Source organism: Pseudoprimorskyibacter insulae (genome assembly GCF_900302505.1).
In the GTDB taxonomy this organism is placed as follows: Bacteria; Pseudomonadota; Alphaproteobacteria; order Rhodobacterales; family Rhodobacteraceae; genus Pseudoprimorskyibacter; species Pseudoprimorskyibacter insulae.
On the sequence record NZ_OMOJ01000009.1, the window covers coordinates 1 to 14852 of the forward strand.

General features: G+C 62.5%; 15 protein-coding genes. 1 reads left to right on the top strand and 14 read right to left on the bottom strand.

All coding sequences use genetic code 11. The features are described from left to right. Positions 1 to 1778 (top strand): S8 family peptidase (locus PRI8871_RS15735; protein ID WP_108887250.1); only part of this gene is annotated, 1778 nt, incomplete at its 5' end. Positions 1779 to 1944: 166 nt separating this feature from the next. Here the strand turns inward: PRI8871_RS15735 and PRI8871_RS15740 are convergent. The 14 genes from PRI8871_RS15740 to PRI8871_RS15805 all read right to left on the bottom strand — a co-directional run bounded on the left by PRI8871_RS15740 (position 1945) and on the right by PRI8871_RS15805 (position 14845). Further along, the gene (locus tag PRI8871_RS15740; protein ID WP_108887203.1) at positions 1945 to 2673 is read right to left on the bottom strand and encodes a DUF736 family protein; all 729 of its coding nucleotides are present in this window, start codon (positions 2671 to 2673) and stop codon (positions 1945 to 1947) included. A gap of 125 nt (positions 2674 to 2798) precedes the next feature. Beyond that, positions 2799 to 3056, bottom strand: a complete 258-nt coding sequence (locus PRI8871_RS20015) for a hypothetical protein (protein ID WP_245897888.1) — start codon at positions 3054 to 3056, stop codon at positions 2799 to 2801. Positions 3057 to 3201: 145 nt separating this feature from the next. Continuing rightward, complete coding sequence (locus PRI8871_RS15750) at positions 3202 to 3663, bottom strand: DUF6915 family protein (RefSeq protein ID WP_108887204.1); 462 nt, start codon at positions 3661 to 3663, stop codon at positions 3202 to 3204. 1 nt (position 3664) lies between these two features. Further along, on the bottom strand, positions 3665 to 4051 hold the full coding sequence (locus tag PRI8871_RS15755) for a DUF6878 family protein (protein ID WP_108887205.1): 387 nt from the start codon (positions 4049 to 4051) through the stop codon (positions 3665 to 3667). 121 nt (positions 4052 to 4172) lie between these two features. Further along, the gene (locus tag PRI8871_RS15760) at positions 4173 to 8435 is read right to left on the bottom strand and encodes a bifunctional class I SAM-dependent methyltransferase/DEAD/DEAH box helicase (protein ID WP_108887206.1); all 4263 of its coding nucleotides are present in this window, start codon (positions 8433 to 8435) and stop codon (positions 4173 to 4175) included. A gap of 106 nt (positions 8436 to 8541) precedes the next feature. Continuing rightward, positions 8542 to 8817 carry a type II toxin-antitoxin system RelE/ParE family toxin gene (locus tag PRI8871_RS15765; RefSeq protein WP_089963184.1) on the bottom strand — a complete coding sequence of 92 codons (276 nt, stop codon included), beginning with the start codon at positions 8815 to 8817 and terminating at the stop codon, positions 8542 to 8544. Further along, positions 8804 to 9103: a type II toxin-antitoxin system RelB/DinJ family antitoxin gene (locus PRI8871_RS15770; RefSeq protein WP_044353023.1), complete on the bottom strand. Its 300-nt coding sequence runs from the start codon at positions 9101 to 9103 to the stop codon at positions 8804 to 8806. The genes PRI8871_RS15765 and PRI8871_RS15770 overlap by 14 nt, the downstream gene beginning before the upstream one ends. A 104-nt stretch (positions 9104 to 9207) precedes the next feature. Then, entirely contained in the window at positions 9208 to 9864 is a 657-nt protein-coding gene (locus PRI8871_RS15775) for a DUF6927 domain-containing protein (protein WP_089963186.1), read from the bottom strand. Next, positions 9864 to 10457, bottom strand: a complete 594-nt coding sequence (locus PRI8871_RS15780; protein WP_108887207.1) for a regulator — start codon at positions 10455 to 10457, stop codon at positions 9864 to 9866. Before PRI8871_RS15780 ends, PRI8871_RS15775 begins: the two co-directional genes overlap by 1 nt. A gap of 74 nt (positions 10458 to 10531) precedes the next feature. Beyond that, positions 10532 to 12514, bottom strand: a complete 1983-nt coding sequence (locus PRI8871_RS15785; protein WP_108887208.1) for a ParB/RepB/Spo0J family partition protein — start codon at positions 12512 to 12514, stop codon at positions 10532 to 10534. Positions 12515 to 12670: 156 nt separating this feature from the next. Then, positions 12671 to 13060 carry a DUF3768 domain-containing protein gene (locus PRI8871_RS15790; protein WP_088726108.1) on the bottom strand — a complete coding sequence of 130 codons (390 nt, stop codon included), beginning with the start codon at positions 13058 to 13060 and terminating at the stop codon, positions 12671 to 12673. An 87-nt stretch (positions 13061 to 13147) separates the two neighbouring features. Continuing rightward, positions 13148 to 13357, bottom strand: coding sequence for a DUF6330 family protein (locus PRI8871_RS15795; RefSeq protein ID WP_108887209.1), 210 nt, complete (start codon positions 13355 to 13357; stop codon positions 13148 to 13150). Positions 13358 to 13380: 23 nt separating this feature from the next. Then, positions 13381 to 14319: an ArdC family protein gene (locus tag PRI8871_RS15800; protein ID WP_088726106.1), complete on the bottom strand. Its 939-nt coding sequence runs from the start codon at positions 14317 to 14319 to the stop codon at positions 13381 to 13383. Between the two features lie 40 nt (positions 14320 to 14359). Beyond that, entirely contained in the window at positions 14360 to 14845 is a 486-nt protein-coding gene (locus PRI8871_RS15805) for a hypothetical protein (protein ID WP_108887210.1), read from the bottom strand. Between the last annotated feature and the right edge of the window lie 7 nt (positions 14846 to 14852).

Here is a 14852-nt window from a genome sequence, read left to right on the forward strand (position 1 = left end):
TGGAAAATAGGGCTTCAAACGCGCCATCTGCGCATCGCTCAACCAGAAAAGATCAGACATGTTCACCGCTCGTTTTTCGAACCGTGAATCACGCCGCTAGACGGAAATCAATGGGTCCTGACCCTAGCTACGTCACGCTTTTGGATACCAGTGTCAGTCGCGCGCATCCTCTCATTCAGCCGGCGCTCAGCGTGGATGACCGACATGCCGCCAACCCGGCCTGGGGGCTGGAGGATGTGAAGGGCCATGGCACGCAGATGGGAGGACTGGCGCTCTTTGGAGACCTGACGCCGAAACTGCACCAGGCGAATCCGGTTTCTGTCGTGAACCGTCTGGAATCCGTGAAGCTGCTGCCTGATGCAGGGATGAACCCGCATCATCTCCTCGGCGCGGTTACCAGGCAGGCGATCAATACAGTAGAACAGGTCGGCCCCCGGCGCCGGACCTTCACCATGACCACGACGACGGGTGAGGACACCCCGCATGACGGCGCGCCGACGTCATGGTCGACGGAGGTCGATCAGCTCGCCGCCGGTGTTTCAGGTGAGGTGAAACAACAACGCTTGGTGCTTGTCTCCGCAGGGAATACCGACAACTTCACCTTTGGTGCCGGAAACTACCTGGACCGATGCGATCACGAAGACAACGAAATCGAGTCGCCGGCCCAGGCATGGAATGTTCTGTCTGTTGGGGCCTTTACAGAGAAGACCGTACTGCCAGACGGAGAGCCGGCCCAGGCGCTTGCACCATTCGGCGATCTATCGCCAGCTTCGAGAACTGCATCGTGGTCGTCCCATTGGCCGAACAAGCCGGACGTCGTCCTTGAGGGTGGAAACTGGGCGCTAAGTGCCATGCCACCGCCAATGCGGCATGGATGGTTATCGCTGCTTTCGACTCACCACAATTACCCAGTCCGATCCTTCACATTCACCTTCGATACCAGCGCGGCGACCGCGCTTGCCGCGAAGGATGTAACGGAACTCTGGTCGGACTATCCGACGCTTTGGCCCGAGACAGTGCGTGGTCTCTACGTGTCGTCAGCGCGGTGGACGCAGCAGATGCGTGCGCATCTGCCGGCCCAGCCAAACAAGGGTCACTTCACGCCCCTTTTTCAGCGCTATGGGTATGGTGTGCCGGACATGGCGCGTGCCCGCCGCAGCGCGTCGAACGCGCTGACCCTCATCGTGGAAGATACGATTACGCCGTACGGGATTTCAGAGAAGACCGGCGGTGATGTCCACAATGAAATGAAGCTGTTCGCCCTTCCCTGGCCCGTTGAGGCTTTGCGCGCGCTCGGCAATGCCGATGTGACCTTGCGGGTGGCACTCAGTAGCTTTATCGCTCCGAACCCGTCCGAAGCCTCGCGCGGCGTTCGGTATCGCTACGCGTCCCACAACTTACGTTTCCAACTCAATCGCGCTGGCGAGAACGAAGCCCAATTTCTGGCCCGGATCAGCAAGGCGGCCGAACAGCCCGATGGTCCTGCAAGCGACGAAGATGATCTTTGGGACTTCGGTAGCAATCGGCGCCATGTCGGGTCGCTCCATATAGATCAGCTGACATGCAGGGCTTCAGATCTGGCGCGGCGCAACTTGCTGGCTGTTCACCCAGTCACCGGTTGGTGGAAGTCGAAAAAGCTTCTCGCTGAGAGTTTGCCTTCCGTACGCTACGCACTGATTGTGGAAATCGACGCAGCAGAGTTGGACACCGAGCTCTACGCCGAGGTTCAAGTTGCTGTTGACGCATTGATTGCCGCTCAAGCAGTTGTACAAGTCTGACTTTAATCGAAACTCCGCGCGGCACTTCCGATCTAGCAGTCTCATCTACACCGGAACGCCATATGAAGTGGCAGTTCGATCGCTCTATTGAAGCAAGCACAGCAAAAGGGGAACCGTGAACCCACGGCTCCCCTTGCAGTTCAGATGTTCAAGCCTCGTACCAAGGTCACGCGACCAGCGACAGCCCCGCGCCCGCATCGTGCGACGGCTCACCGCTATCGATGAACGGGATGATCGAGAAGGTCTGACCGCCGCGCTGCTCTTCGTTCTGCACGGCGTTCACGCGCAGATCACCATCGGGCGTGTTGATCAGCAGCGAAAGGTAGTCATTGCCCGTGCGGCTGCTCTTGGCCATCCACGCCGAGCCAACGCGGATCGGCGTGCCCCGGGGCGAGCTGACCTCGATGCGGTAGTCTGGGTGGGTCTCCTCGGACTTGTAGCTGTTCTCGATCAGCATGAACTCCAGATCGAACATCATATTGGCGATGTAGCCGGTGAAGGCGTTGTCAGCGTCCATGGCGGTGAGCTCGCCCGAGATCGAGCCGGATTTCATCAGGCCGTTCGAGACCAGCGGGATGATCTCGAATTCGCCGCTCTGGGCCGCGCGCGCTTCCTTCGTCTGCACGGCATTGACGCGGAACGGGCCCAAACCGACATCGATCTGCATCGAGATGTAGGGATTGCCGCTGGTCGTGCCGGTCTCGTTCCAGGCCGTACCGATGCGCACCTTGCGGCCAGACTTGTTGACCGCCGTCACGTCGTAATCCGGGCTGCGTTCGGACATCTTGGCCCGCGCTTCCAGCTGGATGGCGATATCAAAGCGCGTCGAGTGGATCATGCCGGTGTACTCGGCGGCTGCGGTCTCGACATTGCGGGTGAGGGTTCCTGCGAACATGGGATATTTCCTTCTTGGATTGGCCGGTGCCTGACGTTCTTGCCAGCGCATCCGGGATTGCTTTCTCGACCCCTCCTGGGATCACAAATCAGAAAGCCTGCTTTCCTTTCATCCCCGCCCGTGGGTCAGGGCTGTCGTCCGAATGGGTGTGCCACCGCGCGCCCGGGTGCTGCGCCCCTCTCCTGTCCGTCTGATCTTGATTGGCGGCCCGGATTTTCCGCGGCGTCCTTCGATTGCGCGATGAAGAACTCCGCCTCTTTGCCGTTCAACCGGTGCCCGCTTCGGTCGGTCAGGCCGATGCAGCTATCATTCGGCACATAGGTGATGAGGTACTGACCGAGCCGGTCCTTGTGCACAACGTAGCCGGTATTGACCCAATGCACGGTCTAACCGGCATCGGCGGCGGCCTTGATTTCATCGAGTGTCATGCGAACCTCCAGAATAAAAATGGTAGGAAAACGCCGGAAGAAGCCCGATCTTCCAACCAGGCTTCTGTGCGGCATTCATTTGGCGAAGAGCCGGGACCTATCAGGCACCTTGCGTGGCTTGTGTCGCGCGCGCCGCCATCCAGTCCTTCAAACCAAGAACCGTTCTGCCGGCGGCGACTTCAGATGCCCAGGCGGCCCTTGGGTCGCCGCAGGGCTCATCGCCGGAATGCCGGTCGATGTGGCCATTGGCCATCCATGGCTCGGGCTGGATCCGTCGCAGCCAGTCCGCCATGCTCGGGATGCGGCCTTGGCAATCTTCACGGACATGCTGCTCACCAATCCAGCGCACGGGTATGTCCCGACCTGCGCTATTGGTCAGGGTCAGACCGAACGTACGTTCAGCCTCGAACAGGCCTTGGGCATGGTGGCGCAAGGCTCTGTGCGTGAAGAGCGCAAGGTGCTCTTTCGAGGCATCGAACCAGTCGTGCACAGCCTGATAGTCAGACGGCACCCCGCCGAATTTCCGGGCAGAGCTTTCAGCGTGATGAAGCGGATGTGCCATCTCACAGTCCCTCGTCATGGCTGTGCTCGCATTCAACGTAGCGGTCCGCATGATCGAGCGTGATGCTGTCGGCTGCGATGTCCCAGGTCAGCGTGCCATAGCCGCCTTCGTTGTTCTCGAACCCAGGATGATGGTGATAGGCGAGCGACCAGGCGAAATCGCCCACTGCGGTGACAAGCGGTTCCGGCAGTTGGACCTCCGCAGGCTGCACGGTCACATCCTCGACATTGCCGGAGTCGCCATAGCCTTCGTATTCGGCAGTGACCTCGCTGATGCCAAGCGCGCGCAATTGCGCGATCAGTTCCGCTCGGGTCGCCTTCAGCGCGGTTTCGCGCTCCGCGCGCCACTGAGCCGCCATTGCGGCATAATCGATCTGGGGATTGGTCATGGGTCTGTCCTCTTGTCTGCAATTGGGGGGCCGGGCGAGGCATTGGCCCGCGCGCGCCCGGAACGCGCAAACCGGACAAATCCCGATCCGCGACGCCCGTCCCAAAGCCCACTTTGACTTTTCAAGCGGCTTGGTCTGCCGCCTTGCTGGTTCCCTGCCCCACGATCCGTGCCAGAATGCCCAATGTATCGACCCCGTCCCCATGCGGCACGAACACCCTCAGCTGGAAGGCGATGATCTCGGTGAAACACCCCATGGCCTTGAGGCCGTCGATCATGCCCTTGTCCGCGCCGCTAAGCTCGAGACGCATCTCGCCTGCGACACGGCGACGGGTCAGGGTGAGACCCCGGCCCAGATCGACCGGCGCGGTGATGCCCAATGCGGCGGTCAGCATCTCCTGGGGCGTTTGCGGATTGGAGACGAGGAAGCGCGCACGCAACGCGGCCGCCCCTTCCTCGCTCAGCGTGCGCCCAATCATGGCGGTCGCCCCCTTGGGCGTGACCCGGTAAATGCGCTCATTGGTGGTCGGAATGTCCTTCCAGATCGGCAACAGCAGCCCGGTCAGCAGGTAGAGCTTGGTCGTGGTGGTTTTCGGCAGGGACGCAGCCTCGGCCTCCCAAAGCCGTACGAACTCAGGCTTGCCGATCTCTTCCCAGGCCGAGAACTCGAACCGCGTTTCCTCGAGATAGCTCGACCCGTTGGGCCGCACGGCCTTGCGCATCAGCGTGACGATATCCTCGTCATACATCTGCATGGGCCGCGCCGAGATGAGCGCCGCGCGACCGGAGGCGCGATTGACCATCGGCAGCTTGTCGGGATTGCGCGAGAGGGCGTCATCTGCCGACAGCACGTGGACCGGGTCCGTCACCTCAAGTCCGATGATCCGCGTGACCGCGCCGGATTTCGGGCAGGTCCAGAGATCCTCGGTGGAGACCTGTTCGATTTTTTCACCACGCAGGGTTTCCACGCCGAGATCCAGCGTGCCAGCCGCGCGCGCCCGTTCGGTCTGATCGGATATTCTCGCCATGAACTCCGCAAAAAGCGCGTTCTGCATGTGGATGGGGAGGGCAAGCACCCGGTTGAGAAACCGCTGGATCGGTGGAAGCTCCTCAAGGAGCACCCCGTCCTTGTCGATCAGCCGCAGGGCCGTCCAGTCGGTGAAGCTCTCGTAGCTCATCGCCTCAGCGCGCCCGGCGGCAAGATCGGCGAAATACCCACGCAGCGCCGCCCGCGCGATCGGGCTTTCGAGATTGTCCTCCTCCCGGAACATGCCTTGCGAGCCGGTCTCGCGCTGACCCTTGGTCAGGGCCCCAAGCTGATCGAGGCGTTTCGCGATCGTCGAGGTGAAGCGCTTCTCGCCATGCACATCCGAGGTGCAGACCCGGAAAAAGGGCGCGCTGACCTGCGCCGAGCGATGCGTGCGCCCCAGCCCCTGGATGGCCGCGTCCGCGCGCCAGCCGGGCTCCAGTAGATAGTGCCGCCGCCGTTTCTGGTTCTTCGCCGTTTGCGCCGCATGATAGGACCGGCCCGTGCCACCTGCATCGGAAAAGATCAGTATATCTTTCTCGCCGTCCATGAAGGCTTGGGTCTCGGAGGAATTGCTGCTGGCACTGCGTTTCTCGATGAAGAGATGACCATCCGCGGCCTTGAGGGGCCGGATGGACCGCCCCGTGACTTCCGCCACGGCCTCGTCGCCAAAGGCCCAGAGGATCTGATCGAGCGCCGAAGGGATCGGGGCGAGCGTCATCAACTCCATCATGGCCGCGTCACGTAAAGCGAGCGCTTCGCGCGAGACGACCAGCGCGCCGGCCTCATCCCGCAAAGGTTCCGCCACCATATTGCCGTCGATTTCCACGAGCTTTTGCGCGTGGATCGGGAAGGCCTGTTCGAGGTAGCCCAGAACATAGTCGCGCGGCGTCAGGGCACCCTCGACGAGCTCGTCGTCGGGGTCCATCGTTTCAAGCCGGCGTTTCAGCAGGCTCTCGCCTGTCGAAACCACCTGGATGACGCACGCGTGGCCCGTTGCCAGATCGTCCTCGATGGCGCGGATGATGGTCGGTGCCTTCATGCCCATCAGCAGATGATTGAAGAAGCGCTGCTTCGTGCTCTCAAAACGGGACTTGGCCGAGGCACGTGCGGCGGAGGCGTTGGTCTCCCCCGAGGCATCGTTGACACCGGTCGCCGTCAGTGCCGCCTCGAGATTGTGGTGGATCGTCCGAAACGCGCACGCATAGGCGTCGTAGATCTCGATCTGGGCCGGGGTGAGCGCATGTTCCAGCACGTCATACTCGATCCCATCGAAGCTGAGAGCGCGGGCAGTATAGAGGCCGAGCGTCTTGAGATCGCGCGCGACCACCTCCATGGCGGCGACACCGCCTGCTTCCATCGCCGAGACGAAACTCTCGCGGCTTGGGAAGGGGTATTCGGGGCCTTGCCCCCAGAGACCGAGACGCGCCGCATAGGCCAGGTTGTGCACACTCGTGGCGCCCGTGGCCGAGATGTAAAAGACGCGGGCGCGTGGTGCTGCCAGTTGCAGCCGGAGGCCTGCAAGGCCTTGCTGGGAGGGTTTGACCCCCCTGCCCTGCTCGGACCCCGCCGCATTCTGCATGGCATGGGCCTCATCGAATGCCAGCACGCCTTCAAAGTCTTCGCCCATCCAGTCGAGGATCTGGCTCAGCCGCGTGGTGCCGCATTTGCCCGCCGAGCGCAGCGTGGCGTAGGTGACAAAAAGGATACCGTCGCCCATCGGGATCGGCTGGTCCGGTTTCCATTTGGAGAGCGGCTGGATGTCGGCGGGCGAGCCGCCGAGATCGGTCCAGTCGCGGACCGCGTCCTCGATGAGCGTGGCGGATTTGGAGACCCAGATCGCCTTGCGGCACCCGGCCAGCCAGTTCACAAGGATCAGCCCCGCACATTCGCGACCCTTGCCGCAGCCGGTGCCGTCACCGAGGAAGTAGCCGAGGCGATAAGTATTGGCGTCCGGGTCATCATCGGCACGGGTGAGCTTGGTCTGGTCGTCGTCGATGGTGAACCGCCCCGGCAGGTCACGCCCATGGGCATCATGGGCCATGATGATAGTCTCGAGCTGAGCCTCGGAGAGATGCCCATCCTCGATCAGCCTGGCAGGCAGGCGCAATTCCGCACTGGCCGCGCCAGAGGGCACGGGCGGCGCCACAGAAGCCATGGCGATGCTTTCGACCAGCGGCGTGGGATGTTCCTGCGCGCCTGCGATGTCGATCCGCTGCGGACGGTAGCGCGCATAAATATCCGAGACGGGAGTGTTGTCGCGCGGAGCATCAAGGCTTGTGAAAGTGAGCGGTATGGCGGCGTTGGTCTGAGCGTTGGACGCCGCAACTCTGGCAACTGGGCGCTTGCGCGTGACAGGTACTGGACCGACCGATCGCGCATGAGGGTTTTTCGTCGCCTGTTGTACGGGGCGCGCCTCGGGCCGGGTTGCGGCCACGGCGTCGACAAAAGGAAGGGCTTCATCCAAGTCCCTGACGCTGGCGCGGATCATCTCGCCATCCTCCTGCACCTTGTCGAAGACCATCAGCCGGGTTTCCACAGAGGTGCCAAGCTTACGGTAGACCTGCCCAGGCATCGTCAACGCCAAGCGCGGCGTCAGGAGACCGCAGGTGCGGGACCAATGCGCGGCATCGCGCTCAGACGTGAATCCCGGCGGCATGATCGCCACCAGCCGCCCGCCATGCGCGAGACGCTTTGCAGCCGCAATGAGATGTTTGGCGGCGATGTGCTTGTCGCGGGAGCGATCGACCGAGGAGGCGAACGGCGGGTTCATCACCACGATGTCGGGTAGAACCGGCGTCTGCAGCAGATCGTCGATATGCTCGCCGTCATGGCCCGTCGCCTCGCCGCCGAAGACCGCGCGCAATAGGCTATGGCGAAAGGGGTCGATTTCATTGAGAGAAAGCGTGGCACCGGCCCGGGCAGCAAAACCGGCCAAAGCACCGGTGCCAGCCGAGGGCTCCAGCACGGTCTCGCCCTTGCGAATGGCTGCCGCCCGCACGGCCAAGGCGGCAAATGGCAGTGGCGTGGAAAACTGCTGCAACCGGATCTGCTGCTCGGAGCGGCGGGTTTCCGTCAGCAGCCGTGAGGCAAGCAGTTTTGCGGCGAAGTAATCATCCTCACTGTTGTCGCCACGTAGCAGCGCCTGCACAGCCGCCGCCTGCATCAGGTCATAGGCCTTCCGCCAGTCCCAGGCGCCCCCGGCATCACTGCCAAGAAAGGTCTCTCGCATGATGCGTGCGAGCGCTGAGCTGCGCAGGGGTTGGTGGTCGATCTCCGTGCCGATCTGCTCGAGGGCAGAGACGAAGTTAGCTTTGGATTCAATAGGATCGGGGAGCGTTGAGCAGGGCTTGGACATGGGGAATTCCTTTGGATCAGGGTCTGAGTTCCAAAGGAGAAAAAGCCCGCTCTACACTTTGAAGGCGTAGAGCGGGCAATTTCTTAGCGGGGGGCCTGCACCCCCATCATGGCCACTGCTGCGCAGCATGAAGAACGCGTAAAATGGTCACCATCTCAAGGCTTTCAGCATAAACCACGATGTAGTTCGGCCGAATAACCATCTCCCTAGTCCCGTCCACACGGCCCGCGCGGTACATCTGAGGGCGTTCTGGAAGGAGGGACGTCTTGTGTTCAATCTCGTCTTTGAGAACTTGGGCGGCATCCGGGTTGTCGTCAGAGATGTAGTCAATGATTGCCAGCAAGTCGGCGATGGCCGTCGCTTTCCATTCAAGATTTGGCAAGGCGCTTCCCGTCAATCAATGCCTGAGCGTCTTGCATCGCCTTGGCATGGGGCGTTGTGGGCCTTGGATCGTCTAGCGCTTCCTGTACCTTCGCCCGGAACCAGGCGTCATAGGCATCCGGATCAGCGGTCAATCCGGCAGGCAAGCCGCCTTCTGCGGCCACGCGGGTCAGAAGAATACGCACCGCGTCGGAGAGCGTCAGACCGACGCCCGCAAGTGCGTCCGAAGCCTGTGCTTTCAGCTGATCGTCAACACGGACATGAAGCATGGATGTTTGGGCAGGCATGGATGGTCCTCCAGTTGATGGGAGCGATGTATCTCATTTGAGATACGATTTCAAGGCGGCAGTATGTGTGCACGTGGTCCCGTGGTGTTGTCTCCGCGGGAAACTCAGCCACCCTGCCCCGCGAGATACTCCGCCAGCACCGGGCTGGCAGCACCTTTCGCGGAGCTGAGCAGCTCAGAACCCGCAAGCGTGGCCTTCGAGAGGCGTACGAGCCCGCCGGTTTCCTCGATCCGGTAGCAGCGGCGTTTTTGCCGCCCCCGCTTGTAGTGGGTCGCGGTGACGATCTGGCATGTACTGCCATCGGTGAGCGTCACAGGGGTGGCGAGCCTGATCTTGTCGCCTTCCTCGTAGTTCGGGATCGAAGCCCATTCCCGGCAGCGCTGGCGCCAGTCCCGGGCGTAGCTGTCCGGGTCTTTCAGGTCGGAGAGAAGTTCGATCAGCGCAAGGGGCGCGCGCGACGCGTTCGGGCCAGCGCTTTCCTCCATATCCTTGTAGCCCCAACACCCATCGTCGTAGGCGGTGAGGAAGACGGCGGCGAAAGTGATCGAGCCGTCAGGATCGGTGACATAGGTCGCGTCCTCGACAGGGGTGCCATCACGATTGGTAACCCTAGCCGCCGCATACCAGGTTGAGCCGACCTTGCAGGCTTTCACCAGTTCGGTTTTGCGCGTGTCGCCCTCAAAGGTGCAAAGCCGGGTGATCTCTGCTTTCTCATCCGCGTAGGATTTGACGCGGCCGTCGGTGTAGAAGAGCCAACCCATTACGCCGCCCTCCGGTCATCGATTTCCATCAGCGTATCGAGCGGCACGCGGTAGGGCTGCATGGCGTCGAAATCCTCGCAATTGCCGCAGTTCTGAACGATCGCGAAGGTGTCGCAGGCATCCTTGAGGATGACCCGGAAGGTACCGCCAAGACCTGAAGGCACCTCGTAGGTCCCGCCGATCAGATAGTCCGAGGCCCGGCGCACGAAGACGCGGATGCTGTGGCCATCGGTGGCGAGCCGGATCGCCCCCTGCCCCCGATCGATGAGCGCCTGCACATCGTCAAGGATGTCCGTGTAGAACTGGCCGGTCAGATCGCGAAACGCCATGCGGCGCTGCGCCATCCAGTCGGCATCCCGAAACGGGTGCATGCCTTGGGCGAAGGCGAAGGACGGATCGGCCTGCTCGGTCGTGACGATGCGGGTGGTTGTGCCGTCGATGCCGTTCGAGCGCAGATGCACGCCATTGCCGACGATGAGGATCAGGGCCGGCCTGTCCACGGGCCCGTTCCAGTTGGGCAGGAAGGTTTTGCAGGCGCGCGCATGGGCGATCTGCGCCGCAACAGCGGAGGCAGAGAACTTGAGAATAGCCATGGGGATGTCTTTCGGTTGGGTATGAGAAGATCGACCCGCGCAGGCGTCATGGCTCGCGCGGGTCGCGTGAGGACTCAGGCCGCTTGCGCGATCTCGCTGTCAGGCTCGGGCGATTGCGAGGCATGCTCCGCCTCATCACAGGCGACGCCGGCGGTCTGCATCATGGGCGGGCACCAGGCGGCCACAGCAGCGCGCTGCGCGTCCGTGAGCGTCGCGAAAGGCTCGGCGAAGAGCTTGTCGCAGAAGGCGACGATCTCTTTCTTGCTCGACGAGGCCAGCGTCACCGCCTCCTGGGCCAGACCCAGATCTTCGCCGAGGATCTTCAGGAGCCAGGCCTTCTTGAAGCGGTTGAAGAGCGCCGCATTTGGCGTCCAGTGGGCGCGGATGTCGGGCATGATCTCGATCTCGAAGTCATGCATCAGGCTGTCGCGCTGGCGGTCCCGTGCGAAGCAGGACTGCGTCGTGCTGGCGGTCGCATAGGCCACGAGCTTGGCCTTCTCGCCGGCCTCCAGCGCGCGAAACGCCGCGAACTGATCGGCGGGCGAACGGTTGTCATCGAGCCAGGAGAGGTCCAGCGCATCATGCGCCGCCGCCACCTGCTCAAGCGAGGTCTCGTCGATCTCGTCCATTTTGGCATGGCTGCGGTATTCCTTGCGGGCATCGATCTTGATCGCCTGCGTGACGCTCATGCCGCTGGCCAGAACATCACTGACCAGCTTGAAGAGCGTCAGATCGAGCGTGGCCTCGGGATGCAGCGCCATCGCGGCGCCGAGGGCCATGGCCCGCTCCGTCTTGAGGTCCTCTGCCAACGAGGCCGGGTAGCTGATTTCACCAGCGTCGGGGGCCTCCTCTCCGGTGGTGTTGGTCGACGAACCGCGCGCGCCCTCCTCTTTCACGGTGTCCTCGGGGCGCACGAGGCCGATATGGAGCGTAATCTTTCCACCCTGCCACGACGCGATCACCCCGGACCGCGCGAGGTCCTCGGCGCTATAGGCCTCCTGCAGATCGCGCGCTTCGTCTTCCAGAGCGTCCACGCGCTCGTAAAGGGCATTGTTGGCATCGTCTTCGAGCCCCTCATCCTCCATCTCGAGCTGCAGTTTCTCAAGCTCGGCGGTGATCTCATCGATGCGCTTCTGGCTCGCCTCATCCGGCTCGATCGGGCTGGGATAGACTCGGCCATAGTCGGCCATGGTCGCGTAATCGTAGCCGACCACCGAATCGGCCCAAGCAAAGCCCAGCTTTATGCGGGCCTCCTCGGCGGCGGCCGCGAGCTTCTCGAGCAGGATGGTTTCGACCAGCGCAGCGTCTTCCAGCACCGAATGCTCTTCCAGGAGATCGGCCGCGATCGCTCCGCCGCGGGCCTCGTATTCCTCGCGCACGAAGGTACCGATGTCGTCGCTGACCTGCACCCCGCGCGATTTGAGCGCCTGACGGACGGTGTAGGCCTGCAAGTAGCTGTCTTCCTTGGTGAGCGCCTCGAAGACCTCGCGCTGCACTTCCTGGCTCGGATGCTCAGCAAAGGCCTTCATCGTGTCGAGTGTGATTGTCTTCGCGCGAGCCGCCGCGCGAATGTCGGGATGAATGAGACCGTAGCGCAGGCGGCCTTTCACGGCAGCGACTGTGGTGCCGAAGGTCCTGGCGATGGTCTCGGGGGTCTGGCCATCGACCTCCATCATCCGCGCGAAGGCCTCGAACTCGTCAATCGCGTTCATCGGGGCTTGCGTGATGTTCTCTGCGAGCGACAAGGCCGTGGTGACGTCGCAGTCGTCCCGGACGAGACGGCAGTCCACCTTGGTTTTCGCCGTGAACCCCTTGACGGCCTTGTCCGCGACCAGCTCTTTCAGCGCGGCATGGCGCCGGCCACCGGCAAGCACGGCATATTTGCCGTCGAGCTTCTGGACAAGGAGCGGCTGGAGCAGGCCCAGTACGGCGATGCTGGCCTTCAGATGGGCGATGTTCTCGGGGTCGTAGGTTTCCGGGGAGTTGCTACGCACATTGGCTGGATGGGCAGTCAGATCGCCGATGGCGACGGAGACGGGTTTGAAGCTTGCGGTCATGGGATGTCCTTTTCGATGGGTATGGTGAGATCCGCGCGTTCACGCACGTGACCAATCCCCGGCTTCGGGGATCAAAAGGACAAAAGGTCCACTCTTCCTTTGAGGGGTCGGTGGGCCTTCATTGCCTGAGATGTCGGGGAGGAGTCCCCTGCCCTTCTACCAGTCGCGCGCCAGCATGATGGTCAGCACGCGCGTGGTGGTCGTGGGGTTGTCCGGGGTCTCGGCTCCGTAGCGAAAGTCGGAATCCGCTTCATACAGATCGATTTTCCAGAACACGGTCTCGCCGCGGACCGTGACCGACCCGAAATCATGCCATCCCTCCGGGTCGTTCTCGGGCTCGAACACATCAAACTCCCCGGTCGCCTTCACCGCCTCGGCCATGAAGCCGTCACCAGCCTCCATGAGCGAACGGGTAACATGCATCCGGCCTTGGATGGGCTGCGCGGGCGGCACTCCAAGGCACGCGAGTTTGCGGAACGCGTCGTTCTGCGCCGCGATCACGGTCGGATCCGGACGGTCTGACTGGGGTTGAACGGTCATGGACATGGGTCTTTCCTTTGAGAAGTTGAAACACCCTTCCCAAAGCCTGCTTTTTCTTTTCCGCGGGGCGGAGGAACCGAAGCAGAAGGTGCCCTACCCGAACAGCCCCTTGGGTCTGTAATTCGGGTTGGGGATGGTTTCGATCCAGCCGCCCTGGTCCTTGATGCTCTCAAGTGCCGCCGAGAGCGGATAAGCGCCCTCAGACGCGCTCCACCAATAGGCACCGCGTTTGAAGGTGATGATCTTGCCGCCGCCGTCTTCGAAGCAGGCCACCCGCAGCGTCTTGGGTTCCTTGCGTGACATGCGAGTCTCCGTTCTCCGTGTGGTCAGGCGGCCTCGGCACTGCGCCCTGCCCTGCCCGTCTCCGATCTGGCGATCAGATAGTCGCAGGCGCGCTGCGCATCCGCGGCGTGCTTGAAGATCGCACCCTTGTCCGACCGAAGGACCCGTAACCAGTTGTGGAGATAGGCGGCATTCATCTCGAGCGTATGGGCCGTGAAGCCGAGCGTCTGACCCAGGAAAACCGAGGTCAATTCCGCGACGATCTCCTCGCGCGCATAGGAGGTGTTGCCGAACTTCGAGAACCCGAAATCACGGTTCAGTCGATGGGGGGCTTTCGTGGCATGGGCCAGCTCATGCGCCCAGACCCCGTAGAAGTTCCGCGGGTTTTCGAACCGCGCGATCGACGGCATGAAGACCTTGTCCACGGGCGGCAAATAGTAGGCTTCTGTTCCCGTGAAAACGGTCGTGATGTCGATAGCATCGAAAAACGCCTGCATGTGCGGGATGGGCTCGGACGGCGGATGCTCGGGCACGGGCTCCGGGTCGGGGAAGAAGCTGTCGGGCAAGCCATCGATCTGGCAGGCGTTGAACACGCGGTAGGATTTCTGGAAGCGGAATACGCGGGCCTCCTCGGAGCGATCATCCCTCTCCCCGTGGTCATCCTCGCCGCCGGCGTCCCTCCGGCTTTGACCGTAGTAAACGACGACAGAGGACTTCTCGCCCTTGCGGACCTTCGCATCCAACGCATTGGCTTGCGGCAGCGTCATCCAGAAGGGCGAGCTGTGCCCCGCCATCACGGTGCGCATGGTTAGCAGGAAGTTGTTGACCCCCTGGTAGGGCTCACCGCCCACGCGCAGGGGGCGCGAGCTGCCGCCTGCGGTCCAGGGCTTGCGCCACGGCAGGACACCGCGCTCGATGATGCGGATGATTTCGTTCGTGATGACCTCGGAGGCATCGAATTTGGGCGTGCGGGATCGGGCCATGGCTGGCGTCCTTTCGTGTGTTGGTGAGAGAATTTAGGGGTCAGGTTGACTGGCGGGGGCGCGGATCGTTGACCATCCTCGCGCCGAGCCGCTCGACCATGTCGATGTAGGTGGTCAGCGAGACAGACTGGCCGGCACCTGAATGGTCAGCGTCAACCGATCTGCCTCGTGTCACACGGGGCAGGTTCGCGAAGCCGATGCCATCGGTGACGGGTCGGATATCGATGAACGGCGTCCCTCGCGCGACCGCAAGAGAGGCCACGGGAAAGCGCTCGATTGGCGCGTGGGTGGATACGGTGGCGCAGCCGAGATGGAGGAACGTTCCACCCGCCCCGCAGATCACATGGGCATTCGGCAGCGTCGCCGCCTGCCTGAGATAGCCGAGATCACGCAGGACGGTCTGGCGTTCGAGCCGCTGTGCCAGCGCCGTCTGGCCAGTTCGGCGCAGCTCTCTATGTCGCCACCAGGAGGCCGCGGTTGCGCGGAGCACGCGCAAGACACCTGTTTGCATGGAAATGCCCTTCATCCGGAAC